The sequence below is a fragment of the Haloferax sp. AS1 genome, assembly GCF_014530665.1.
In the GTDB taxonomy this organism is placed as follows: domain Archaea; phylum Halobacteriota; class Halobacteria; order Halobacteriales; family Haloferacaceae; genus Haloferax; species Haloferax volcanii.
The window spans coordinates 1-25297 of the sequence record NZ_SPSA01000003.1; the positions used below are offsets into that span (position 1 = coordinate 1).

At 65.2% G+C, this 25297-nt stretch carries 21 protein-coding genes and 2 pseudogenes; 14 read left to right on the top strand and 9 right to left on the bottom strand.

The genetic code is table 11. The features are described from left to right. Nucleotides 1-256, bottom strand: a pseudogene (locus E4P24_RS17005) (zinc-binding dehydrogenase); the annotation flags it as partial. Here E4P24_RS17005 and E4P24_RS19475 point away from each other — a divergent pair. Together E4P24_RS19475 and E4P24_RS17010 are read left to right on the top strand one after the other, a co-directional pair. Then, nucleotides 248-325 (top strand): annotated as a pseudogene (locus E4P24_RS19475) (IS6 family transposase); the annotation flags it as partial. The pseudogenes E4P24_RS17005 and E4P24_RS19475 overlap by 9 nt on opposite strands. 218 nt (nucleotides 326-543) lie before the next feature. Next, entirely contained in the window at nucleotides 544-834 is a 291-nt protein-coding gene (locus E4P24_RS17010) for a hypothetical protein (protein WP_188148908.1), read from the top strand. Between the two features lie 1587 nt (nucleotides 835-2421). Here the strand turns inward: E4P24_RS17010 and E4P24_RS17015 are convergent. Both E4P24_RS17015 and narO read right to left on the bottom strand, forming a co-directional pair. Next, nucleotides 2422-2574 carry a hypothetical protein gene (locus tag E4P24_RS17015; protein ID WP_162471306.1) on the bottom strand — a complete coding sequence of 51 codons (153 nt, stop codon included), beginning with the start codon at nucleotides 2572-2574 and terminating at the stop codon, nucleotides 2422-2424. 82 nt (nucleotides 2575-2656) lie between these two features. Beyond that, complete coding sequence (gene narO, locus E4P24_RS17020) at nucleotides 2657-3292, bottom strand: transcriptional regulator NarO (protein WP_004041376.1); 636 nt, start codon at nucleotides 3290-3292, stop codon at nucleotides 2657-2659. 264 nt (nucleotides 3293-3556) lie between these two features. Here narO and E4P24_RS17025 point away from each other — a divergent pair, with 264 nt between their 5' ends. From E4P24_RS17025 to E4P24_RS17080, 12 genes are all read left to right on the top strand, one after another. Beyond that, nucleotides 3557-4132 (top strand): hypothetical protein, encoded by a 576-nt coding sequence (locus E4P24_RS17025; protein ID WP_004041375.1) that lies wholly within the window; start codon nucleotides 3557-3559, stop codon nucleotides 4130-4132. Further along, nucleotides 4132-4785 (top strand): ubiquinol-cytochrome c reductase iron-sulfur subunit, encoded by a 654-nt coding sequence (locus tag E4P24_RS17030; protein ID WP_004041374.1) that lies wholly within the window; start codon nucleotides 4132-4134, stop codon nucleotides 4783-4785. Before E4P24_RS17025 ends, E4P24_RS17030 begins: the two co-directional genes overlap by 1 nt. Next, nucleotides 4785-6233, top strand: a complete 1449-nt coding sequence (locus E4P24_RS17035) for a cytochrome bc complex cytochrome b subunit (RefSeq protein WP_004041373.1) — start codon at nucleotides 4785-4787, stop codon at nucleotides 6231-6233. Before E4P24_RS17030 ends, E4P24_RS17035 begins: the two co-directional genes overlap by 1 nt. Next, a complete protein-coding gene (locus tag E4P24_RS17040) occupies nucleotides 6226-6438 on the top strand; it encodes a hypothetical protein (RefSeq protein WP_004041372.1) in 213 nt (70 codons plus the stop codon). Before E4P24_RS17035 ends, E4P24_RS17040 begins: the two co-directional genes overlap by 8 nt. Then, nucleotides 6435-9386, top strand: coding sequence for a molybdopterin-dependent oxidoreductase (locus E4P24_RS17045; RefSeq protein WP_188148909.1), 2952 nt, complete (start codon nucleotides 6435-6437; stop codon nucleotides 9384-9386). Before E4P24_RS17040 ends, E4P24_RS17045 begins: the two co-directional genes overlap by 4 nt. Next, nucleotides 9383-10453 (top strand): 4Fe-4S dicluster domain-containing protein, encoded by a 1071-nt coding sequence (locus E4P24_RS17050; protein WP_188148910.1) that lies wholly within the window; start codon nucleotides 9383-9385, stop codon nucleotides 10451-10453. Before E4P24_RS17045 ends, E4P24_RS17050 begins: the two co-directional genes overlap by 4 nt. A gap of 57 nt (nucleotides 10454-10510) precedes the next feature. Further along, nucleotides 10511-11326, top strand: coding sequence for an ethylbenzene dehydrogenase-related protein (locus E4P24_RS17055; RefSeq protein ID WP_188148911.1), 816 nt, complete (start codon nucleotides 10511-10513; stop codon nucleotides 11324-11326). A 10-nt stretch (nucleotides 11327-11336) separates the two neighbouring features. Then, the gene (locus E4P24_RS17060) at nucleotides 11337-12083 is read left to right on the top strand and encodes a molecular chaperone TorD family protein (protein WP_188148912.1); all 747 of its coding nucleotides are present in this window, start codon (nucleotides 11337-11339) and stop codon (nucleotides 12081-12083) included. Beyond that, nucleotides 12080-12979 (top strand): hypothetical protein, encoded by a 900-nt coding sequence (locus tag E4P24_RS17065; protein WP_188148913.1) that lies wholly within the window; start codon nucleotides 12080-12082, stop codon nucleotides 12977-12979. The genes E4P24_RS17060 and E4P24_RS17065 overlap by 4 nt, the downstream gene beginning before the upstream one ends. Beyond that, on the top strand, nucleotides 12976-13806 hold the full coding sequence (locus E4P24_RS17070; RefSeq protein ID WP_188148914.1) for a HEAT repeat domain-containing protein: 831 nt from the start codon (nucleotides 12976-12978) through the stop codon (nucleotides 13804-13806). Before E4P24_RS17065 ends, E4P24_RS17070 begins: the two co-directional genes overlap by 4 nt. 2 nt (nucleotides 13807-13808) lie before the next feature. Then, a complete protein-coding gene (locus E4P24_RS17075; protein WP_188148915.1) occupies nucleotides 13809-15107 on the top strand; it encodes a P-loop NTPase in 1299 nt (432 codons plus the stop codon). Nucleotides 15108-15383: 276 nt separating this feature from the next. Then, complete coding sequence (locus E4P24_RS17080) at nucleotides 15384-15707, top strand: hypothetical protein (protein WP_188148916.1); 324 nt, start codon at nucleotides 15384-15386, stop codon at nucleotides 15705-15707. Here the strand turns inward: E4P24_RS17080 and E4P24_RS17085 are convergent, their stop codons facing one another. The 6 genes from E4P24_RS17085 to E4P24_RS17110 all read right to left on the bottom strand — a co-directional run bounded on the left by E4P24_RS17085 (nucleotide 15708) and on the right by E4P24_RS17110 (nucleotide 25284). After that, on the bottom strand, nucleotides 15708-16925 hold the full coding sequence (locus tag E4P24_RS17085) for an inorganic phosphate transporter (protein ID WP_188148917.1): 1218 nt from the start codon (nucleotides 16923-16925) through the stop codon (nucleotides 15708-15710). It lies immediately after the preceding gene. Between the two features lie 956 nt (nucleotides 16926-17881). Further along, complete coding sequence (locus tag E4P24_RS17090; RefSeq protein WP_188148918.1) at nucleotides 17882-19870, bottom strand: archaea-specific SMC-related protein; 1989 nt, start codon at nucleotides 19868-19870, stop codon at nucleotides 17882-17884. Between the two features lie 361 nt (nucleotides 19871-20231). Then, on the bottom strand, nucleotides 20232-20873 hold the full coding sequence (gene rdfA, locus E4P24_RS17095) for a rod-determining factor RdfA (RefSeq protein ID WP_188148919.1): 642 nt from the start codon (nucleotides 20871-20873) through the stop codon (nucleotides 20232-20234). Nucleotides 20874-20993: 120 nt separating this feature from the next. Beyond that, complete coding sequence (locus E4P24_RS19405) at nucleotides 20994-22250, bottom strand: HAMP domain-containing sensor histidine kinase (protein ID WP_188148920.1); 1257 nt, start codon at nucleotides 22248-22250, stop codon at nucleotides 20994-20996. Nucleotides 22251-22486: 236 nt separating this feature from the next. After that, nucleotides 22487-23446 carry an energy-coupling factor transporter transmembrane component T gene (locus E4P24_RS17105; RefSeq protein ID WP_004062019.1) on the bottom strand — a complete coding sequence of 320 codons (960 nt, stop codon included), beginning with the start codon at nucleotides 23444-23446 and terminating at the stop codon, nucleotides 22487-22489. Then, nucleotides 23443-25284, bottom strand: a complete 1842-nt coding sequence (locus E4P24_RS17110) for an ABC transporter ATP-binding protein (protein ID WP_188148921.1) — start codon at nucleotides 25282-25284, stop codon at nucleotides 23443-23445. The genes E4P24_RS17105 and E4P24_RS17110 overlap by 4 nt, the downstream gene beginning before the upstream one ends. Between the last annotated feature and the right edge of the window lie 13 nt (nucleotides 25285-25297).

Consider the following 25297-nt stretch of genomic DNA (forward strand, 5'->3'; position numbering starts at 1 on the left):
CGGCGGAGAACGAGAGGTTCTTGTAGAATATCGGCTGGAGGAAGTCGGCGGACTCGACGTGCGGGCCGCCCACGGCGCCGATGGAGCCGCCGGGACGGGCGACCTGTGCGGCGGTTTCGAGCGCCGACGCCGCGCCGCCGCATTCGAGGACGTGGTTCGCGCCGCCGTGGGTGAGTTCGAGGACTTCCTCGCCGGCCTCTTGGCCGCGGGACGAGAAGGTGTCGGTCGCGCCGCGTTCGCGGGCGACTTCCAAGCGGACTACAATTTTCAGAGACCACATCAAGCGCTCGATGGGCGAACACCGGTTGAGGAGGTCACTAACTAGACAGTGCCGGAGGGATCAATCCATTAAACACTGATTTGTCACCGAATGAAGAGCAATTCGTTGATACGATTTGGTATCAATATAATGGTGGAAGCTTAGCTGTCCCCACCAATATCGAACAAAGAATTGATTTTGGAAGTAAGTATCAAAAATCAAACCCTGCAGGGTTGAACGAACTATCTGAAGGGCAGTTTCGGTTACTGATTCGGGCAAGCAATATGCCACTTCGCTCAGATGAGATCCCTCTCCTTGGGAAACAACGTATCTCGCTTCCTGACGACCTCTTTGACGCAAAAGAATTCAATCCATATACGCAATCATTATTAGAGAAAGGACATGTCGCCTACGCATATGCAATAAGTCCTCACGACTGGGAACTCTACGTGCCTGAAGATTTTGACCTCCATAAATTAGCAAATATGCCCTTCTTGGACGAGGTACTATTTGACGAAGGGACTCTCGTTCCAGATTACAAGCGACCAGTACAGATACGGACCATTCAAAGTTAGCGAAACTCACTCCACGGAGAGTACGACTTGGTAGGACGAAGTCGACCCGTGTTTAAACGAGATTCTTACTTTTTCATATCCGCCTCGATCCCGTTGCCCAAGGGAAAATACAATTCTTACAGTGGACAACTTGAAACGCCGATGAAGCCGAACTCTGATGTGTGGATCTAGATTTACTCAACATCCAAGTCAATAGAATGTCGGCTTGCCAGAAATGACGCCGTTCGTCTGGCGAACGAAGTGAATCCAAAAGTACGACCTACTGACCATGCTGAAAATGTCTTGTACAGGCCCTCAGACACCTGAAATCTAGATCCCGTTCGTCCTCCGAACAAAAGCCCGTCGGGTCCGTTCGTTTTTCTGAACGGTGGTCGCCGCTGTACTGCGATTAGGTAGGATTCAAAGGAGGGAAATGGGTTTGTTAAGAGATGGTTTCGTGGGTGAGTTTCTCGACTTCATCCTTTTAAAGTGGAGACCTTAGCCAGTCAGATTGCTATTCAACAGGGCACTTTGAATTCGTCGTCGACAATCACACCCTCACTTTTCCACCTAAGCGAGGTTATCCGGACAACCACACCAATCAGCGATGTTCAGAAGCTCGTCACATCGGTTCAATGTCGTTCGTGTGAACGATCAGTGAACTCGACACTATCGCTCGGTGTATTCACTGCCGACTGAGCTAGAGAGCCGACAAACTGAGGACACAGAAGAAGTAGCACACAGAGGAAGACAGAGTGTTCTAAGGTCCCCCTTCGTTGGAATCACTAGTCGAGTCAACGGATACACCCTTGGCCAAAACTAGTGGAATTCTACATCCCTGAATTCGAGGGTGAACTAGATTCCGGGCTCTACACCCATGGTCTACAGGGGTGTACCCACGTCGATTTTCCGCAAGGGTGTACGCAGATCGGAACCAATCGAGGGTGAAAACGAATCACTATCGGCCCGATTTATTCGACAGTACTGATTTCTAATTTGCTTGTGTTTACCCACAGGAGTCCCGCTACTGCACGAATCTCATCCACATACAACACTGGCCAATGGAAACATCACCTCCTGTAATGCTCACCAAACACAACGTCAATACGCTAATTCGTCAGTACACCCTCTCGTTGGTGGGGTGTATCGACTGTATTCGATTGCCGTCAACGCCGAAATTGGGTGGGGGTTGACGACTGCTCGTATTGGGTTTTTCGACGACCACCCATCTTGTGCAATGGCGCTCCTGAGCGTACTCTGGGGGGCTTCTCGACGTGACACACGGGTTGTGTCTCTCGAATGGAGCGTGTGCTTTTGCTCGTTGATTTTGAGTTGCCCCAATTGAATCGACGAGTAGATTGTATTCCCGGGGGATTTCGAGGGTGTAGTTTGGTACTGTCGGACTCGGAGTTCCAACGAGGCTGGCTAGAGAGGATGAGCTGGCTTTGAGTTCAGCTGTCGACGAGACGGCGCGATGGTGCAAGCGCGTACGTGGTGAGTCCTCTCGAAGACCAAGGAATCGAGGCGGTGACTCTCGACCAAAGAATGAACGCGGCCACCGACAGAAATCCCCGTCGCCGTCCGCGAAGCGAGGGACGGCAGACCGGGTTACGACTTGCGCGGGTGCGGGTCGAATGCGTCCGTCTCGACTGGCGAGGCGCACAACACGCACCCGTCGTCCAGAATCCGCTCGCGGATGCCCGCGTCGACACACACCTCGACGCTGCACACCGGGCAGTCGAAGACGAACTGACCTGGCACGGCGATCACGACCGAAGCACAGACCCCAATCAGTATCTATCACACCCCATCATAGGGCGGGAATACATAGGCGAGTTATCAACTACACGTCGAGAATCGTATCGAGAAGCTTCGACTGGGCGGCCGAAAGGTGTTCGGTGAACGTCGAGCGGTTGATATCGAGCGCCGCGGCGACCTCCGTCGCGTTCGCCTCACGGGGGTGCTCGAAGTAACCCATCTCGTGGGCCGTCTCGAGGACTTCCCGCTGTCTCGCCGTCAGTTCGTCGCGGTCGACGAACACGAGCGAGCCGGTAGCGGAGTCCGGCTCTGACTGCGTGAGTCGCCGGAGTGACACGCCGTCGAACGCCGATTTGAGGTTGACGACGATGTCGCGGAACGACTCGAGGTCCGCGGCGACGAACGACAGCACGACCGCGCCGCAGTCCGCTTCGAGGTGGCGGACTGGACAGCCGTGACCCTCGATGAGTTCGCAGGCACACCGCGACTCCTCGGTGAAAGAGTGGGTGACGCGATAAATCGTCTTCTGTTCGTGGTGAAATATCTCGTCCGCGTCATCAATCGCGGCCGACGAGGGGGCGGTAAACTCGACTGCGGCGGTATCGCCGGTAGCGCCGACCGACCGCGAGACGGATTCGACTGCGGTCTCCTTCGACGCCTCCGACACCCGACAGATGGACGGGTCGGCCACGTGGATTTCACCGTGCACGCCCTCATTCATAGGCCGGCGTACGGTGGTGGTTCTGAAATATTCTTCGGCGAATCCGTTCGCAGTCACGCGGTTTCGCTTCGGATTCCCTCCGATTCCTCGACGAGGGCGGTATAAAGTCCCCGCACCCTATGGTTCGGGTGTTACTGGCCTCGGTGCAGATTTTCGAACGAATCGAAGTATGCTATATACGAGCTTGCTCGGGGCCAAACGGGTGAACGGATCGACGCCCGGTTGGAGTGTGAGGCGGCGCGTCGGTACGCGGGGTGAGTCACCGTGAGACGCGGGACGGTCGTCGTGTTGCTGCTCGTCGTCGCGGTGCTCCTGCCGACGTGGTACGTGGCGCTGCACGGCGAGCCGCCGAGCGAACAGATAGAAATCGACCAGAGCGTCACCGAGATGCGGCCGCTACAAGAGATCGTCGACACGCCGGAGAAGCTCGCGCCGAGTCAGGTGGGCGTCATCGTGTGGGTCGCGCTCTTCGCGCTCGTCGGCGTCCTCGCCGCAGTCCACCGGTTCATGGACACGGCGGTCAGAGCCGGCCCGAGCGACGAACCGACCGTCGCAGACGGTGGTCGGGTCGGGCTTCCGTGGTTCTGGACGGCGGACCGCTGGGTCGTCGAGTACGACGACGCCTCCGACGCTATCGAGGGAATCGTGGCGATGGGCGGGCTGACCATCCTCGCTATCGTCTTTGCGGCGCTGTTCACCGGCGAGTATCTGACGCTCGCGCGGACCCAGTACTTCGGCGTCTACGCCGCGGGGATGTTCACCGCGCTCGCTTTGCTCACCGTATCGTACTACGCGTGGTTCCTCCCCCACGTCGAGGTCGCAGAGCGGAGGGGACACTAATGAGACTCGACAATCAGCACGCATCGGACGACTGCGACGAGCACTGCGCTGACTGCGGGGACGACAGCAACCACCAGCCGAGTATCTTCTCCGACGACCGCGCCTCGCTCGCCCGCCGCGACTACGCGAAACTGCTCGCCAGCGTCGGGGGATTGACCGCCGTCGCGAGCCTCGCGGCACCGTTGGCGGGGCTGACTCGCGTCTTCGAGCGTTCGTACACCGGCCCCGTGTACTCGGACGGCATCTACCTCGTCGACGGCGACGGCGAGCGCATCGGCGAGAACGCCCTCAGTGAAGGTGAGAAGATGACCGTGTTCCCGGAGCCCCGGCCGGGCATCGAAAAGGCACCGACGCTGCTCGTGAGACACGCGGAGGACGCCTACGGTGGCGCAACGAACCTTGAGTACACGGTGTCGGGCTACGCCGCCTACTCGAAAGTCTGCACCCACGCCGGCTGCATGGTGTCGAACGAGGACGGAGCGACGCTCGTCTGCCCGTGTCACTTCGGCAAGTTCGACCCGACCGCCGGCGCGAAGGTGGTCGGTGGGCCGCCGTCGAGGGCGCTCCCGCAACTGCCAATCACGTTGTCGAGCGAGGGCAATCTCATCGCGACGGGCGACTTCAACGGGCCGGTCGGCCCGGGGGGCGAGTGATGTCTCGACTCGACCGCCTCGCCGACCGCGCCAACGACGCCGGCGACGAGGCGTACGACTGGGTAGACGAGCGGTTCGACCTCGACACCGGCCGCGCATTCCTCGGGAAGGCGTTCCCCGCCGAGGACTCCTTTCTCCTCGGCGAGGTGGCGCTGTTCTGCTTCCTGCTTCTCGTCCTCACCGGGATATTCCTCGGGATGTTCTTCGAGCCGTCGACGAGCGGCGTCGAATACGAGGGGAGCGTCGCGAAGTTCCAAGGCCAAGAGGTGCCCGAGGCGTTCGCGAGCGTCCTGCACATCACCTACGACATCCCCTTCGGCATGTTCATCCGGCGGATGCACCACTGGGCGGCTCACCTGTTCGTCGCGTCCATCGGGCTGCACATGCTCAGGGTGTTTTTCACCGGGGCGTACCGCAATCCGCGCGAGCCGAACTGGGTCGTCGGCACCGGCCTAGCGGGCCTCTCTATGGGCGCGGCCTACACGGGGTACGCGCTTCCCTTCGACGAGTTCGCCGCGACGGCAACCGGCATCGGCTACAACCTCGCCACGTCGATTCCGCTCGTCGGAGGCGTGGTCGGGAAGGCGTTCTTCGGCGGGGAGTTCCCGTCGAGCGCGACGATACCGCGGCTCTACTTCCTCCACGTCCTCGTCATTCCCGTGGCAATCGGGGGGCTCCTCGCCGTCCACATGGCGATTCTCGTCCGCCAAAAGCACACGGAGGCCCCCCGCGATGACGACGTGCGAGGACTCGAAAGCCGGGACCGACGCCCGGTCGAGGGGTCCCCGTCGAGCGACGGCGGCACCGAACAGACCGTCTCGAGAGACGACGACAGCGTCGTCGTCGGCCTCCCGGCGTTCCCCAATCAGGCGGCCGTGAGCGCGGTCGTGTTCTTCCTCACGCTGGCCACGCTGGCGATGCTGGCCGGGTTCCTCCCGGTCCACAACATCGCCGAGTACGGGCCGAACAACCCCGCTGGGACGCCGGAACTCATCATGCCCGACTGGTTCCTGATGTGGGTCTACGGCCTGCTGAAACTGCTCCCGTCGTGGATGGGATTCACCGTTCCGCTCACCGACATCCATGTCTCGACGGAGTTCGTCGGCGGCGTCCTGCTGCCGACGCTCGTGTTCGGCGCGGTGGCGGTGTGGCCGTTCGTCGACTACCACGACGAGTCGGTCCACTTCACGGCCGACCCACTCGACCGGCCGTGGCAGACCGCCGTCGGCGTCGCCGCGATTCAGTTCATCATGATTGCCTCCATCGCGGGCATGAACAACCTCCTCGGCCGGGCGCTCGGCGTCGGAACCGGCGTCGTCAATCCGATTTTGACCGTCGCGTTGTTCGTCGTCCCCATCGGCTCTGCAGCCCTCGTCTACCGCATGCTGGGCGACGACGCGGACGAGAGCCGAACCGGACGCGTTCCGGGGGAGGCCGGCGATGACTGACGCGAACACCGGCGGGGCTCCGCGGCGACGCATCGAACTCTCGCCTCGGACGTACCGACACCTCGACCGCGCGAGTAAGCTCCTCGGCGTGGCGCTCGTCGCCGTCGGCCTCGACGCGGGTGGTGACACGCTCGTGGGGATTTCGCTCGGCGTTCTGGGCGCCGGGCTGGCACTAACGACCGTCTTTTTACAGATAGATTCATGAACCGAACGAACACCTCGACCCCCGACGACGAGTCGGGAACGGACGAATCGCAAGCCGAACAGACGGACGACCCGCCGGCGGTCGGTGACCCGCCGGGAGAGCCGGCGACCGAGGGAACGAGCGTCTCCCGTCGTCGGTTCCTCGAAGGCGTCGGAATCGCCTCGCTTCTCGGCATCGGCCGGTCCGCTGCCGACGACGACCCGCTGTTCCAGATGGGCGGGCTGAACCCCGTCGACGACCCCATCGGGAACTACCCCTACCGGGACTGGGAGGACCTCTACCGCGAGCAATGGGACTGGGACTCGGTCTCTCGATCGACGCACAGCGTCAACTGTACCGGCAGCTGCTCGTGGAACGTCTACGTGAAAAACGGGCAGGTGTGGCGCGAGGAGCAGGCCGGCGACTACCCGCGGTTCGACGAGAGCCTGCCCGACCCGAACCCCCGCGGCTGTCAGAAAGGGGCGTGTTACACCGACTACGTCAACGCGGACGAGCGAATCAAACACCCGCTGAAGCGCGTTGGCGACCGCGGCGAGGGCAAGTGGAAGCGCATCTCGTGGGACGAGGCGCTCACCGAAATCGCCGAGCACGTCGTCGACGAGGTGCAGGCCGGTCGCTACGACGCCATCAGCGGCTTCACTCCCATCCCGGCGATGAGCCCCGTCTCGTTCGCCAGCGGGTCGCGGCTCATCAACCTCCTCGGCGGCGTCAGCCACTCGTTTTACGACTGGTACTCCGACCTGCCGCCGGGCCAGCCCATCACGTGGGGCACCCAGACCGACAACGCCGAGAGCGCCGACTGGTACAACGCCGACTACATCATCGCGTGGGGGTCGAACATCAACGTCACCCGCATCCCCGACGCGAAGTACTTCCTCGAATCGGGCTACAACGGGACGAAGCGCGTCGGCGTCTTCACCGACTACTCGCAGACGGCCATCCACACCGACGAGTGGCTCAGCCCCGATTCGGGCACCGACACCGCGCTCGCGCTCGGCATGGCCCGGACCATCGTCGACGAGGGACTGTACGACGAGGCCCACCTCAAAGAGCAGACCGACATGCCGCTTTTGGTCCGGCAGGACACCGGGAAGTTCCTCCGCGCGAGCGAGGTTCCCTCGGTCTCGACCGACGCCGACCGACCCGAGTGGATGTTGCTCATGCTCGACTCTGACGGACGCCTCCGCGAGGCACCGGGGTCGCTCGGTGAACGCGACGGCCAGAAAGACTACTCCAAGAGCATCGAACTCGACTTCGACCCGCAACTGGACGGCGAAACCACGGTCCGAACCGAAGACGGGCGCGTCCGCGTCCGGACCGTGTGGGCCGAACTGCGGGACGAACTCGATGACTGGGGCCCGGAGACCGTCCACGACGAGACCGGCGTCGGCGAAGAGACCTACCAGCGCGTCGCCCGCGAGTTCGCCGAGGCCGACAAGGCGAAGATAATCCAGGGCAAGGGCGTCAACGACTGGTATCACAACGACCTCGGGAACCGCGCGCTCCAGTTACTCGTCACGCTGACGGGCAACCTCGGCGAGCAGGGAACCGGCCTCGACCACTACGTCGGCCAAGAGAAGATATGGACGTTCCACGGTTGGAAGTCCCTGTCGTTCCCGACGGGCAACGTCCGCGGGGTGCCGACGACGCTGTGGACCTACTACCACGCGGGCATCCTCGACAACACCGACGCCGATACGGCCGCGAAGATACGGGAGTCCATCGACAAGGGGTGGATGCCGGTCTACCCCGAAGAACGCGACGATGGGTCTCGTCCCGACCCTTCGACGATGTTCGTCTGGCGCGGCAACTACTTCAACCAGGCAAAGGGGAACGTCGCCGTCGAGGAGGAGCTGTGGCCGAAGCTCGACCTCGTCGTCGACATCAATTTCCGAATGGACTCCACGGCGCTGTATTCGGATATCGTGTTGCCGACCGCGAGCCACTACGAGAAACACGACCTCTCGATGACGGACATGCACACCTACGTGCATCCGTTCACGCCCGCAGTCGAACCGCTCGGGGAGTCGAAGACCGACTGGCAGATATTCCGCGAACTCGCCGCGAAGATTCAGGAGGTCGCCACCGAGCGCGGCGTCGGACCGATTTCGGACCGGAAGTTCGACCGCGACATCGACCTCCAGTCAGTGTACGACGACTTCGTCCGCGACTGGGAGACCGGTGAGGCCGACGCGCTCGCCGAGGACCGCGCCGCCTGCGAGTACATCCTCGAACACTCCGAGGAGTCGAACCCGTCCGAGAGCGACGACCAGATAACGTTCGCCGACACGGTCGAACAACCCCAGCGGCTCTTGGCCGCCGGCGACCACTGGACCTCCGACATCGAGGACGGGGCGGCGTACACGCCGTGGAAGGACTTCGTCCAGGACAAAAACCCGTGGCCGACCGTCACCGGCAGACAGCAGTACTACATCGACCACGACTGGTTCCTCGAACTCGGCGAGCAGTTGCCGACGCACAAGGAGGGGCCGACGCAGACGGGCGGTGACTATCCGATGGAGTACAACACGCCCCACGGGCGGTGGTCTATCCACTCGACTTGGCGAGACAACGAAAAACTGCTCCGCCTCCAGCGCGGGGAGCCGGTGGTCTACCTCCATCCCGAGGACGCCGCCGAACGCGGCATCGAAGACGGCGATACCGTCGAGGTGTTCAACGACCTCGCATCGGTCGAACTGCAGGCGAAGCTCTACCCGAGCAGCCAGCGCGGCACGGCGCGGATGTACTTCGCCTGGGAGCGGTTCCAGTTCGACGGCGACACGAACTTCAATTCGCTCGTCCCGATGTACATGAAGCCGACGCAGTTGGTCCAGTATCCGGAAGACTCCGGCGAACACCTCTACTTCTTCCCCAACTACTGGGGGCCGACGGGGGTCAACAGCGACGTCCGCGTCGACGTGCGGAAAGGCGGGGGTGATGCCGAATGAGCACCGACGACGGGCCAGCAGCACAGACCGACGGCGACGGGGTCGACCTCGCCGACGGTGTCGACCATCAGGTCGCCATGGTGATGGACCTGAACAAGTGCATCGGCTGTCAGACCTGCACGGTCGCGTGCAAGTCGCTCTGGACGGAGGGCGGCGGCCGCGACTACATGTACTGGAACAACGTCGAGACGAAGCCCGGGAAGGGCTACCCGCGCGACTGGGAGGACTCCGGCGGCGGTTGGACGGACGCCGAACACACCGAGCGAAGCCCCGGCGACATCCCCGACCAAGCGGACTACGGTGACGCGTGGTCGTTCAACCACGAGGAGGTCATGTACAACGGCGGCGACCGGCCGCTGCGTCCCGACAGCGACCCCGAGTGGGGGCCGAACTGGGACGAAGACCAAGGCGCGGGCGAGTATCCGAACTCGTACTACTTCTACCTCCCGCGCATCTGCAACCACTGCACGCACCCGTCCTGCGTGGAGGCGTGCCCGCGGAAGGCCATCTACAAGCGCGAGGAGGACGGCATCGTCCTCATCGACCAGGAGCGCTGCCGCGGCTACCGCTACTGCGTCGAGGGTTGTCCGTACAAGAAGGTGTACTACAACGCGACGCAGAAGACCTCCGAGAAGTGCATCTTCTGTTACCCCCGCATCGAGGGCGAGGGCCCCGACGGCGAGACGTTCGCCCCCGCCTGCGCGGAGGACTGCCCGCCGCAGTTGCGACTCGTCGGGTTCCTCGACGACGAACAGGGGCCGATTCACAAGCTCGTCGAGGAGTACGAGGTCGCACTCCCGCTGCATCCGGAGTACCAGACGCAGCCGAACGTCTACTACATCCCGCCGTTCGCGCCGCCGCAGCACTCCGAAGACGGCGAGACGGTGGACGTGGACCGCATCCCGCGGAACTACCTCGAAGAGCTGTTCGGCGACCGCGTCCACGACGCGCTCGACACCATCGAGAAGGAACGCGACAAGGTCGACCGCGGCGGGGAAAGCGAACTGCTGGATATGCTGACCGACACCAACCCGGCCCGAAAGTACCGGTTGGAGGTGTTCGACTGATGCGAGCAACGCGAGCGAAGTCGGGCTCGCCGGGACTCGTTCCGGAGGTGTTCGACGATGAGTGAACGTCGAACGGCCGCAGTCGCCGCAGTCGCCGTCGTGGTGCTGCTCCTGCTCGTCGCGGTGGCCGGCCCCGCGGCGGTGTCCGCGCGCCCCGCGAACGAGATTCCCGTCCAATCGGTCGCTGCCGACGACCGACCCCAGCGGCCGACGAGCGAGGCGTGGGACACCGTTCCGTCGGTGAACGTCCCGCTGACGAGCGCGCCCAGTGGCGTTCCGAACGCGAGCGACACCTCCGTCGAATCGGTTCGCGTCCAGTCGGCCCAGACCGACGAGCGGTTGTATCTCCGACTCTCGTGGGCCGACGGAACCGCCGACCGCAACGCCACCAGTCCGAGGTCGTTCCTCGACGCGGCCGCGGTGCAGGTACCGGTCAACACCTCGGTCCGCCCCCCGATTTCGATGGGGAGCACGCGGAACCTCGTGAACGTCTGGTACTGGAGCGCCGACGGGGAGACCGAGGAACTGCTCGCCGGCGGCCCGGGGTCCACGACCGAGTTCGAACGGACGGCGGTGGAGACGACGGCGAGCCACGACGACGGCCGGTGGACGGTCGTCATGTCGCGCCCGCTCGATTCGGATGCCGCCAACCGGACCTCGTTCGCCACCGACAACGACGTGGACGTGGCGTTCGCGGTGTGGAACGGCTCCGAGATGGAGCGCTCCGGCCGGAAGTCGGTCAGCGAGTGGTATCACTTCCCGTTCGGCCCCGGACCGCAGGGGCCGCCGTACGAGTCGATACTGTGGACCGTCGCCGGCCTCGCCATCGTCGGCGTCGCGCTCGTGACTATCGAGGCGGTGCGGAAGAACTGAGGACACTGAGATGGACACGAACACCAACGCGGAGACGCGAACTGACGACACGAACCGCGACACCGACCGAGTCGATTCGAGCGGGGTCGACCGACCCGCGGCGGCGCGGGCGGCGATCTATACCGCGCTGGCGACGTTGCTCGACGAGCCAGACGAGCGACTCTACGAGCGGCTCGCCGCCGGCGAAGTCGACGAGACCGTCCGGGGGCTCCTCGATGCGACCGGACTCTCGGTCGCCCCGCCGGAACTGACCGTCGACGACGACTACGAGACGGCCTGCGCCCGGTTCAACGACCTGTTCACGGTGGGCTACGCGGAGTACGCGGACCGGACGGACGGCTCGCTCGACAGCGAGGGGCCGCGTATCTCGCTGTACGAGTCGTCGTACCGGCCGGACGCGGCGTGGAACGACGTGAATCTCGACCTCGCACGCGCCTACGACTACTTCGGGCTCGAAATCGACCGAGAGGCCCGCGACAACCACGACTACCTCCCGTACGAACTGGAGTTCGCGAGCTACCTCGCGCGGCTGGAGGCCGCGGCCGACCCGGGTGACGGGCGCGCCGACGACGCGGCGCGGGCACGGCTCGATTTCCACGACCGTCACCTCCACGTCGTCGCCGGGGGCTTGGCCGAACGAGCGGCCGACACGCCCGGGTCGGGTCTGTACAGCGAAGTCGCGAGCTTCCTCGACCGGTTCGTCGCCGCCGACCAGCGCGCGCTCGCCGCGCGGTTCGAGGGAGGTGACGAGCCGTGAGCGGCCGGGGCGTCGAGGACGCCGTCGGCTCGAACTCACGGCCGTCCGGAGTCGCCACGCTCCGATCTCGAGCATCCGACGGGGTGCTTCGAACACTCGCGGGCGTCCTCGCAGTCGTCCCGCTCGCCGCGGTGACGGCGTACCGGGTCGGCCACAACGTTCCCGGCGGTCTCCCGGCGGGCGTCACGACGCTCGCGGCCGACTGGTCGGCGCTGGCCGTGGTCGGTCCGGCGTTCGCGGGGCTGCTCCTCGCGGCGACCGCCGACAGTGGAATCGAGCGCGTGGGACTCGCCTTCGCCGGCGGGTTCGGAGTGCTGGCACTCGGGACGGCGACCGCGGCGTGGCAGCCTGCTGCAATCGGCGTTTCGGTCGGGGTCGCGGTCGTCGCGGCGGACCGGTTCGTCGCGCCCGGACGGAAACGAGAGTGGAACGGAGTCCGACGAGCCGCGCCGGTCGGCTTCGCCGCGGTCAGTGTGGTGACCTCGCTCGCGGCGGCCGCCGGCGTGTGGCCGGCGACGCTCCGACCGCTCGGCTCCGGGGTCGCGCTCGCCGCGGTCGGCGTCGTCCCACTCGCTGTCGGCTGGGATAGAATCAGTGCGCTAGCCGGCATAACCGCGGGACTTGCCACATTCGGAATCGTCGCAAGCGCCCCGTACGTCGCGGGTGCGGTACTGCTCGTCGGCGGCGGTGTCGTCGGCGTTCCGACGAGTCTCGTCGCCTTCGCCGCGGCCGGCGGAACCGCCGGCGCCGTCTCCGCGCTCCGCGACGGTCGGCCCGCCGTCGCGCTCGGAGCCGCGTTGTTCTGCGTGGCCGGCGTCCCCGCGACAGTGCTCCGAGCAACCGGGGTCGTCGTCGCGGCTGCGTTGGTCGCGTACGACGGGGGTGAGCGAGCGTGAGAGACGAAGAAGAGGCGACCGACGGGCCGCCGGACCCCCAACTCCACCCCGAACAGAGCCCCGGGTTCGGTGTCGACCCTGCGGGCCTCGAAGACATCGAGGTCGACCGCGACGTGACCATCGGCGAGGCGACGCTCTCCGACCTCGGCGCAAGCGACACGGAACCCGTCGAGGACCACCCGGTCTCTGACCTGCTTGCGTCGCTCGCCGGCGACGACGCGGTCGAGCGTCGGCGGGCCGCACTCGCGCTCGCCGAACGGGAGGGCGACAGGGTCGTCGTGGAGGCGCTGTCCCGCACGGCGACGACAGACGAGGACGCCGAAGTGCGGCAGTTCGCCGTGGAGGCGCTGGCGAAACACGGCGGCGACCTCGCGGCCGAGACCGCGCGGGCGCTGACCGACGACCCCGACCCGTGGGTTCGGGCCGAGGCCGTCGTCGCGCTCGACCGCCTGGACCGGGGAGAACACGAAGCGGTCATCGAAGCCGCACTTGACGACGAGCACCACGCAGTCCGGCGAAACGCGCTCGTCTCGCTTTTCAAACTCCGCGGGGAGGACGCGTGCGATGCGCTCGTTGCTGCCGCCGACGACCCGAGCGAGCGGGTGCGAGAGTGGGCGGCGCACCTGCTCGGCGGGGTCGAAACCGACCGGGCGGCCGAGGCGCTGTCCCAACTCGCGGACGACGAACAGAGCGTCGTGCGAGAAACGGCGGTCCGGTCCCAAGCGGTCGATTCCGGGAGCTTCCGACGCCAGTTCACGGGCGTCCTCGACGAGACCGACCGCACCCTGCCCGGCGAAGACGACCTCAATCGAACGCCGAACCTCTGACCATGAGCGAACACGAACCGACGAACCACGAACCGGCGAACGACGAGCCAGACACCGAGCCCGAGCTTCGAGACCGCGCCGAATCGGCGCTCCGAGCCGTCCGAGACCCCGATGCCGACCTCAACGTGTTCGAGGCCGGACTGGTCGAATCGATAACCGTCGACGGGGCGAGCGTGACCGTCCGCGCGGCCGTGACGGAGTTCGACGACGCGAACGCGACGCAGGTCATGCGCGCGATGGCGCAGGCGGTCCGCGACGTACCCGCGGTCGAGAGTGCGCACGTCGAACCCGTCTCGCCGTCGTCCGGCGGCGGTGCGACGGGCGTGGACGCGTTCGATACCGTCATCGCCGTCGCCAGTGCCAAGGGCGGCGTCGGGAAGTCGACCGTCTCGACCGGCTTGGCGTGCGCACTCGCCGGCGAGCACTCAGCCGGGCTGTTCGACGCGGACATCCACGGCCCGAACGTCCCGTCATTGCTCGACGTCGAAGGTCCCGTCCACTCGGACGACGAGGGCCACCCGCTTCCCGTCTCGGTGGCGGGGCCCGACGCCTCGCTCGACGTAATGAGCGTCGGATTGATGGAGTCGGGCGCGCCGCTGGCGTGGCGGGGCGCGATGGCGCACGACGCGCTGACCGAACTGTTCGCGGACACCGCTTGGAGCGCCGACGACACGCTCGTCTTGGACCTTCCGCCGGGGACCGGCGACGTGGTTCTGACGACGCTTCAAGAGATTTCCGTCGACGGCGTCGTCGTTGTGACGACGCCCTTCGAGTCAAGCCTGGAGGACACGGCGCGGAGCATCGAACTCTTCCGGGACAACGAGGTTCCGGTTCTCGGGGCGGTCGTCAATATGCGCGAGTTCGCCTGCCCCTCCTGCGGCGACACTCACCGGCTCTTTCCCGGTGAGGCCGCCAGCGAACGGCTTGACGCGACGATGCTCGCCGAGCTACCGTTCTCCCCGCAGTTTCAGGAGACACCCGCGCCCGGCGACGCCGCACCGGCGTTCGAGACACTCGCGGAGTCGGTCTCCGAGGCGGCGGCGACCGCGTGGGATGTCGACGCTCCCGACGGCGCACTCGACATCCGCGGGGACCCGCCGGAACGACGGAAGGAGCGGGTCGCAGAACGGTTCACCGCGCTGGCGAGCGGCGAAACGTTCGCACTCGTCAGCGACCGCGACCCGACGCCAGTCCGGCGGTTCCTCGGCGGGCTGACCGACCGCGCCCCCGCGGAAATCGACGGGTTCAGCGTCGAACGCCGAACGCCGAACGACTGGCTGTTGACTGCGACGAAACCGTAAGCGAGAGCCGATGGAACGACAGCCACCGGTGACCGGTATCGCGCTCGTCGCCGGCCTCTGTGCCGCGCTCGACGCGGAGAGGTGGATGACACACGCCCTGACCGGCATCCCCAGAACGTGGCCCATTTCCGTGTCTCGGAATCTATCCGGCTCCGACGAGTCCTCAGGCCCTCCGGTCCGACGAGGTGCGAACCGGACGCGGGGGCCGTGTGTCTCCTCGAACTGACGCCAGTGACTGGTCGTGGCTTTTACCCGCGTCGAGACGCCACCCCCGCTATGGAACTTCAGATTACCGAACTGGAGGACCTCGAAGAGAGAGTTGGGAGTGCGCTCACCCGAATTGGCGAACTGCAAGCAGGCACTTGGGTCCAGTCGGACGCCTTCTTCTCGCAGTCGTTCATGCGCGACCACACCGAGTTCGACTCGTTCGCCGGGTTCTGTGAGCAGAGTCCGTGGGAATTCGACGACATCGACGACGCCCAAGACATCTCGCGTGACCGCCTCAACGAGTATATCGTCGCCACGACCGATTTCGAGACGTGGGAGGGGATGAAAACGCAGGCCGCGGAGGAAGAGATTATCGACCAACTCGTCTCCTGACTACCCCACGACCGGGGCCGCGTTCAACAGGAGGTACAGGCCGTAGCTGATGACGCCCGCGCCCAGCATCGACCCGACCCACGACCCGATCGTGATGCCGACTTTCCGCGGTGAGACGCCGCTTCCGCCCGACGAACTGGCGGCGAGTCCGCTTCCGACGATACTCGCAATCATCACTTTGTTGAACGAGATTGGAATCCCAAGGACAATCGCGAGCTGTGCGATCAGAAAGGCGGGAATCAGGGCGGCTATCGACCGCCTCGGCCCGAGCGACGCGTATTCGTTCGAGACGGCTTGAACGAGTCGCGGCCCTCGAATCCACGCCCCGAGGAGGATGCCGCCGCCACCCAGCGCGAGCAGGTAAATCGACGAGAGCTGGAGGTCAGTCTCGAACACGGCTTCCAGCGGACCGGTCGCCAGGCCGACTTGCGTGCCGCCGCTCGTGAACACGACGACGAGCCCCAGCGCGACGAGGAACTGATTGATGCCCGCGGTCTCGTCGCGGTGGAGCAACGCCCGTGTCCCGACGAGCGCAACGAGCCCGCCGACCACGCTCACGACGACCATCCCGAGGGTGTACGAGCCGCCGACGACCGTCGGAAGGAACTGGTACGTGGTGGCGAGGTATCGGGCGACTGACCCCTGTGTACCGGCTGCGGTTGGAATGACCGTGAGCTGGATGTTGGCCAACGCGTAGCCGACCGCGCCACCGAGGACGGGAATCCCGACGGTTTCGGGGATGGCGTCGCTTCGAAGGCCGCGCGCGAGTCCGTACGCGAGGACGCCCTCGACGAGCGGAATCGCGAACCAGAACCCGAGGATGACGACGTACTCGTTGACGGCGAAGCCGCCGCCGAGGGCGAGACCGGCCCCGATCATCGCCCCCGTGACGGTGAACGCCGACGGGATTGGATAGCCGTAGGTGTTGCCGATTGTGATGAGCGTCGCGGCGGTCAGCAGGGCCGCCGCCGCCGCGAGCGGCGTAATCGACACGCCGGTGACGAGGTCCTTGCCGATGGTTTCCGAGATACTGCCACCTTGGAGAATCGCTCCGAGTCCGGCCACGATGCCGACGAGGAGGGCCGCTCGGAGAACCGAAAGAGCGTTCGCGCCGACGGCGGGCGCGACGGGTGCCGAGTTACTGTTTGCACCGACGGTGAACGACATAAACAGAGCCGCCAAGAGTGCGATTGCGAGAACGGCGATGACCGACGCCATGCTGTCAACGCCCCCTCCTCGGTCGCTGGCGGTAAGAGGGAGACTGCCACTGGCTACAACGACGTATGCCCATGTATGAGAAAACCGTGGTAGGGGACGGATGAACCCACCGAATTCGGGTATATCGACTGGTAATGAGCGAATCGTCTGGATAACTAATGCAGTTCATAGCGGGACTGACCCCGGCCGTCCGCGACGTGATTAGTCACTAAGAGTATTGATTACTAATAGCATTATTACCGGCGGGAGGAAACGTATGATATATTCTGAAAAATCTAAATAAGTTGGATAATTTGGATAAATACATATAGTTGTGTCTCAAACCGGATTTAAGCTTATATTTTGTGCTTTTGATGTACTACTACATCGGGTTATGAGATACTGATATATTCTCACTCCACCCGGGCCTATATTAGAAGTGCTAGTTATCCACATGACTGATGACAAACAGGCCCCCGTAGTAACCTCGCCTCGGCGTTTCTCTCGGTGTCAGTCGTTGACGGACTCAGCGCGCTGCACCGTCGGTACACGACGAATCATCTCTCACGCCATCGACGACGCTGGCCCGCACGGCAAAAGGAATACAATGGAACTACTACCAGCACGGGGAAAACGGAGGCAACGTCGTCGAGTTCCCCCACGTTCTCGGCCAAGAGTACGACCTGAAGGGGTCGTTCAGGTTCAGTAACACGGACCCCACGGCCTCGACGGGGGACAGATAAATTCTATTAATGGTGGAATCACACCGAGAAATCGGTAGCTACCGCAGTCGACACCGTTGCACGTGGGTTTGACTCTCGCTGCCGTCGTACCGATGAAGACCGGCCGTGCATAACAGACCCACCCGTGTACCCCCTGCGTGGCTTCGGGCTGCTCCCCGAGTACTTCGTTTGCAGCGGTTGTGATTACAGACATAGGCCTGTCAGGTCTGGCTCTTTCGAACCGGCAGTTCAGAGTCACAGAGCCCGAAGTCGTCGGTACGACTCGGAGAGCGCTCGCGCGCTCTCGCCGGACACATCAACGACGAGATAGTCGGTGTGCGGGCGGACGTAGTTGAGGAGTCGGCGGACGCGCTCGGCGTCGACGGCTTCCAGCGAGTCGAAAACGAGGAACGGAACGTCGTCGGACACCTCGTGGACGAGGTAGCCGGCGACGGCGAACACGAGGCCGACGAGTTCGCGCTCCGACTCCGAGAGGTGGTCGATAACGTCTTCGTAGGTCTTCCCGTCGTCAGTCCGGCGCTCGATGTGGAGGACGAACCGTCCGGTCGAGAGCGCGTCGTCGTCGCCGTCTCCGTCGTTCCGGTGTTCGACCCAGACACGGGCGAGTCGGTCGTGTTCGAGGGCGTCGAGAACGTCCGCCATGCGGTCGTTGAACGCCGACACCGTCGCGCGTTCGAGCCGTTCGATGCGGTCTCGGAGGCCGTCGATTCGGTCGTCGATTTCATTCTTCCGCGTTTCGAAGTCCGTCCGTCGGTCGAGTTCGGCGTCGAGGGCTTCGAGTTCGTCGACGACGGCGTCGCGTTCCTCGCGCCGCCGTTCCAACTCGAATTCGACGCGGTTGACCTCGCGGTGGGCGTCGAGGAGCGCGGCGCGGTCGCCCTCGCCCGCCTCGGCGTCCTCGGCGTCGCGTTGCAGGTCGACGATGTCCGATTCGACATCGTCGCGTCGGGCTTGAAGGTTTTCGACGCGGGACCGACGCTCGGCGCGCTCGCGGCGTAACTCCTCGCGTCGGGTTTCGAGGTCCCGTCGTCGCTCTCGCAGGGCTTCGAGTTCCGACCGGCGTTCTTGGAGCCGTTCGATGCGGTCTGCGAGTTCGGCACGCTCCTCGCGGCGGTCGTCGCGGAGCGCTCGGAGTTGGTCGAGCGTCGATTCGATGCTCGCTTCGGGAACCGACGTTCCGCACGTCCAACAGACGACGCTGTCGCCGTCGTCCGACTCGCCGTCACTTTCGTCGTTCTCGCTCTCGCTCTCGCGTTCGACCTCGCTCGCAGCGGCGACGGGCGATGTCTCCGACGTGAGGAACTGCTCGTTGAACTGGAGCGTCCGCTGCACGTCCGTGATGTCGGCATCCAGTCGTCGTTTTCGCGCCCGTGACTCCGCGAGTTCGGCGGTCAAGTCGTCGAGTTCGGCGGCCGGGTCGGCGGGACGCGAGTCCAGTTCCGATTCGATGTCGTCGATTTCTGCGTCGAGCGCGTCCAGCGACTCTCGCTCTGCTTCGAGTTCGAACTCGATGTCGTCGAGCGCCGCGTACAACTCCCGTCGCCGGCCCTGTCGCGCCTCTGCATCGGACCCGTTAGCGTCGGGTTCGGGGTTCGCCTCGGCGTCGGTGTCGCCGTCGACCGCCGCGGATTCGATTCCGTCGAGGGTCGCCTGCCGGTCCGCTAACTCGGCTTCGAGTCGCTCGATAGTCGCGTCGAGTTCGTCGCGGCGGTCGCGGAGCCCCGGCCGCTCGGGTTCGAGCGCCGCGAGCGCCTCGATTCGGTCGTCCAACTCGGCGCGTTCGGCGCGGAGGTCAGCGATTTCCTCGTTGACGGCGTCGATGTCGACCGAATGCACGACGAGTTTCCGTAGGTCGCGTTCGGCCGTGACCGCCTGTCGGGCCTCGTTCGAGCCGAGGAGGAAGGCGAACAGGTCGGCGGCCGCCGGGTCGTCGAGATACGGGTCGCCGGACGCGACGACTCGGTCGCCTTCTCCCGCGAACGTCCGCACGTACCGCTCGCCCTCGACGGCGAGTTCGACCCGGCTGTCGTCGGTATCGGCGTCGCAGTCGGGCGAGTGCTCGTCGCTTCCCAGCGCGGTCACGAGACCCCGAAGGAGCGACGTTCGGTCGGCGGCGTCCCCCGCCGTGAGGACGGTGACGCCGCGTTCGAACGCGACGGTGGTCTCGTCGAAGCCGCCGATTCCGGCGACGGTCAGGCGGGCCGGTCCGTTCGTCGTGGCCATACGGTGTCCACACCGGGGTCCGTGAAAACAGTTGGTGACGAGTCCGAAACCCGTTCCATAGATATCTTTGGAACGTGTTTCTCGCCCCGAGTTCGAATCCGCGTATCGGCGTCTTGAGACCGCGGTTTGAGCCGTCTCGGGAAGTCAATCGTCGATTCAGTCGTCGATTCGTCCGCGACGGCCTTCGTGCCATTCGTCTTTCTGCCTCGTATCTCCGTCTGACGGCGGTGGCATACAATCCGTTCCACAGACATCGGTGGAACGTGTTTCGAACCGCGGCGGGCTTCGGAACGGCTTTCGAACTCGGAACCCAGTCGCTTCGGGATGCTCGATATCGGGGAGGACGAAGCGCGAAGCGGCGTTAGTCGCAGTCGCAACCGCCGCGGTCGATGAGGGATTCGACGGTGTAGTGAGCGTTACAGTCCGGGCAGTGGACGCGAACGTCGACGTACACCTCGGCGGTCTCGGGGTCGACGTCGAGTTCGTCGGCGGCCGCGAGGTCGGACAGCGACTTCTCGGTGACGCGCTCGACGCGACCAAGCAGGCGTCGGATGGTTTCGGTGCGGTGCTCGCGGAGGTCGCCGTCGTCGCAGTCGGTCTCTGAGGGCGGCGTCACGCCGCGGTACGAGGTGAGATAGGTGCGCATCGCCCGATGCGAGACGAAGTCGGCCTCCAGTCGCTCGACGTCGACGCCGGTGCGTTCGAGTCGGTGGACCGCTTTCGTCCGCGCCCCGCTCGAAACGCCGTCGTCGGTGAGCACGCGGTACAGGGTCTCGATTTCGCCGTCGAGGGCGCGCTCGTTTCGCCCGTCGAGCGCCGCGCGGAGGAGCCGACGGTTGAACGCGTCAGCGAGGTCGCGGAGGCTCGACCGCGCGCCCGCCTCAGCGGTCCAGCGGCGTTCGAGCTCCGCGCCGAAGCCGTCGAAGCCGCGCTCGCGGAGCAGTCGGCTGACCTTGCTCTCGGGGCCGCGTTTCCCGCCCGGGGAGTCGTGTGAGTCGCTCACTACCGACTGCTATTCGGTGCGTGCACATATGCTTGACGCGGGGGGAGACGTGATTCCGGGCGAGGGTGCGAAGGTGGAGACGGAGGACGGCGGGTGCAAACGAGAAGCCGAGACGGAGCCTCAGTAGTTGGCGGCGTCGCCGCGACCGGCCGACGGGCCTCGGCCGGCCGACGATTCGCGGTCCGAATGTACGGCGGCGAAGTCGTCTCGGGCGTCCCCGCCGACGCTCGTCGCAGGCGACCCCGCGGGCGTCGATTCGGCGTCGCCGGCGTTCTCAGCGACCCGGTCGGTGGGAGACTCCGTCGCGTCCTCGGCGGTTCTGAGGGTGACTGCGACGGTCGTGCCGCCGTCGGGGTCGTTTTCGACCGCAATGCTCCCGCCGAACTGATCGACGAGCGCGGCGACGAGCGAGAGACCGGTTCGGGAGTCGGGCGTCTCCGCGACGGTCTCGCCCGCGTCGAGGCGGGCGTCCTCGGGGAACGACGCTCCGTCGTCGGAGATGCGGACGGTCACGGTCTCCGCGCCGCAATCGGCGCGCAGACGGACCTGCGGGCGCTCGGCGTCCGCCCGCTCGACCGCCGTGACGAGGAGGTTCCGAAAGACCGCGGAGAGCATGCTGTGGGCGAGGACGTTTACCTCGGGGAGGTCGCCGGCGACGACCACGTCGGCGTCGTACCCGGCGCGGACCTTCTGAAGCTCGGTCTCGACGGTTTCGACAAGCGGCTTCGGTTCGAGGTCGGCGGCGCGGTCCGAGGTGAGCACGTCGGTGAACTGCGCCGTGCTCTCGGTGAGGTCGATGATGCCGTTGCTCGCGGCGACGATGTTCTCCAGTCGCTCGTCGGCCCCTGACCCGGCCTCCTTCCGCACGACCGACGCCCACCCGCGGATGACCAGCGCGTCGTTGCGGATGTCGTGTTGGAGGACGCGGTTGAGGACGGCGAGCTGTTCGCGCTGTTGGCGGAGTTCTGTCTCCCGTCGCTGGCGCGCGACGGTCCACCGATAGAGGCCGAACACGAGGAGCACCGCGCCGACCGCCTGCGCGCCGTCTTCGAACAGGTAGCTGAACCAGACGGGCTGTTCGACGAACTCGTCGAGGAAGTCGGTCAGCGCGAACAGGTACGAGGCCGCGACGCCGCCTGCCAACGGATAGAAGACCGATGGGTCGCGGATTCGTCGCACCACGAACAGACACGCGAAGAGCACGGCGACGACGACGCCCTCGCCGACGAGGTCGAGCGCCGTCGTCGTCGGGTCCGGCGGGAGCGCCGCGAGCTGCGCGACGACCGGGATTGCCGACCCGGCGGCGACTGCCCACGGGAGGTATCGATGCGTGGCTCCGGCGGGTTCCTCGCTTGCCTCCGCTGATTCGTCGTCCACTCCTCGCGTCCGTGTTTCGGGTTTCATCTCGGTTCACCACACCCCGAGCGTCTCCCGCGTCCGACCGGCGGCGTCTGTCTCGCTTGCATACTCTCGTTGACGGCGATGTCCGATGAAGTGGTTGCTATGTGGATTGTCTGCCTCACTTTCCGTTCGGTAGCCGTCCCCCGTGTTCGGTAGTCGTACGGAGTCGAAAATAGTTCGCGGGTCGACGCGTGCCGACGCGTGCCGTCAGCTCAGGTAAACACCCAGACTGCGGCGACGAACAGCAGCGACCCGAAGACGAACGTGACGTCTCGGGTCCGCACCATCATGCCCTCGGTCCGGAGGGCTTGGCTCTGTTCGTCGCCCAGCGAGCGCGAGAACCCCTTCGTCTCCATCGCCTCGACGGTGACCCGCGAGCGCTTCGCCACGTTGAAAATCAGCGGGTAGAACGCCTTGACCGAGAGCGTCAGCAGGTAGGAGAAGTAGCGCCACCTGAACAGTCCCTGTTTTTCGGGAACCTTGCTCCGGAGGCGGAAGGAGTTGATGAGCGCGTGGTACTCCTCGACGAGAAGCGGCATCATCCGGTAGCCGTAGGCGATGGCGAACGTGAGCTGACGGGGGACGCCCAGACGCAACATCCCCTTGCTGAGCTTCTGCGGGCTCATCGCCGAGAAGACGGCGAGGCTGATGACCGAGATAATCGTGAGTTTGAGGAAGAACGGGACGAGCGCCCCGACGGCGTCGATTCCGACTTCCTGACTGGTCGTGGCGGTGTGGATACCCCGACCGACCGCGGCCGCGACGATAGTTCCGGTCTCGGCGAACACGCTCACATCACCCGTCGTGACGCCTTCGACGACCCGACCGGCGTTGTCACCCAGGTGGCCCACCGCTCGCATCGCCCCGCCGATGAGCGGGACCAACACCACGAAGAAGCCGACGTTGGTGACTTGGCCGAACAGGAGCAACGCGAGGAGGTATTTGCTGACCTGCGAGAGCGCGGCGAGCGCGAAGGCCGCCGCGAGCAGGATGGCCAGCGGGAGCGTGTCGTAGAACAGCCACGGAATAATCATGAACAGCACGGTCCACACGAGCACCACGCGCGGGTCGAAGCTGTTCAACAGGGCGTCCTCGTTGTCGTAGGCGGTCCGCATCAGGTCCACCTTGATGTCGGTGACCGAGATGTCGGTGAGCGCGTCGACGTACTTCATCGCGCCCCTCCGTCCGACTCGGCTTCGTCGTCGCTATCGCCGGCCTCACCGATGCCGCCGCCACCGCCAGCTTCGACCACGTCGTCACCGAGCGACCGAGCCAGCGTCTCGCACATCGCGTCGGTGCTGAGGGCGGGGGATTCCAGCCCGAGTCGCCGGCTCAGTTCGACCACCTGCGGCTGGCGCAGGTCGGTCTCGGCGAGGAGGTCCGGGTCGGAGAACACCGCCGCCGGCGGCGCGTCCGCGAGCACCTCGCCCTCGCCCATGACGAGGACGCGGTTGGCCCACGCCGCGACCAGTTGCAGGTCGTGCGAGGCGACGACGACGGTTTCGACGCGGCTCTCGGCCTTCCGGAGCATGCCGGTCACCTCGCGGCGGCTCTGGAGGTCGAGACTGCCCGTGGGTTCGTCCAGGAGGACGACCGTCGGGTCGGTCGCGAGCCCGATGCCGAGCGACGCGCGGCGCTGTTGGCCGAGGCTCATCAGGCGACCGTCACGGTCCGCGAGGTGTTCGAGGTCCAGATACGCGAGAATCTCGTCGACGCGGTCGTCCACGTTCGGGGCGTCGCGGTTCTCGAGGTAGTAGGCGATGTCCTTGCGGACGGTGTCCTCGACGAACATCTCCTCGGGGTTCTGGTGGATGTAGACGGTGTCGTCGGCCAACTGCTCGGGAAGCGTCTCGCTCGTGTCGCGCCCGAGAACCGTCACCGTCCCCCGGTTGGGGGACTCTAACCCCGTCAGCAACCGCAACAGCGTCGACTTCCCGGAGCCGTTGGCACCGACGAGGGCGACCCGGTCGCCCGCGTACAGTTCGAGGTCCAGCCCATCGAGGACGTGGTTGTACCCCTCTCGAAGCGTGGGGTAGCCGTGACCGACACCGCGCATCGTCACCAGCGCGTCCCTATCCTGTTCACCGTCGGTCGGCGCGCCGCCGGTGTCCGCGCCGGCTGTCGCCACCGCGCCGCCGTCGACCGCGGCCCGCGACCCGCGCGCCGTGGCGGGCTGAAACGCCGTTGCCGCCTCGTCGACGGTCACGGGATACCGACCGCTGGGTAGGGTGCCCACCTCGGTCGGCAGGCCGTCAGCGATTTGCGTGACCTGCGGCGGGTGGATGTCGTGGGCGAGCAGGTCGTCGAGCCTGTTGAGGCCGACTTCGACCGGTTCCTTCCAGGCGACGCCGCCGTCGGAGACGAGCACCATCTCGTCGCAGTAGTCGGCGATGAACTCGGAGTGGTGTTCGATGACGATGACCGTCTTGTCGCGCTCCTCGTTGAGTCGTCGGAGCTGTTCGTACGTCTCGCGGGCGTTTCGGGGGTCGAGCTGTGCGGCCGGCTCGTCGACGAAGATGAACTCGGGGTCCATCGCCAGCACCCCCGCGAGCGCGACGAGGTGTTGCTGGCCGCCGCTCAGCTCCCAGATGAACCGGTCTTCGAGGTGGTCGAGACCGAGGGTTTCGAGCGCGCGGGTCGCCCGCTCGGCGTAGTCGTCGAGCCCGTGGTTGAGGGGCGCGAACTCCACGTCGTCGCGGACCGTCTCCTGAACGAGTTGGTTCTCGAAGTCCTGAAAGACGTAGCCGACCGTCTTCGAGAGTTCGGCCACGTCCGACTCGCGGGTGTCGGTGCCGGCGACGCTGACGCGCCCGTCGAACGTCCCCTCGAAGAAGTGCGGGATGAGGCCGTTGAACGTCTTACACAGGGTCGTCTTGCCGCTGCCGTTGCCACCGACGACGGCCGTGAACTCGCCCGGCTCTATCGTCACGCTCGCGTCGCGCAGTACCGCCTCGTCGCCGCCGGGGTACTGAAACGTCAGGTCCTCGACGACGATGTTGTTGCTGCTCATGAAAACAAAAGAT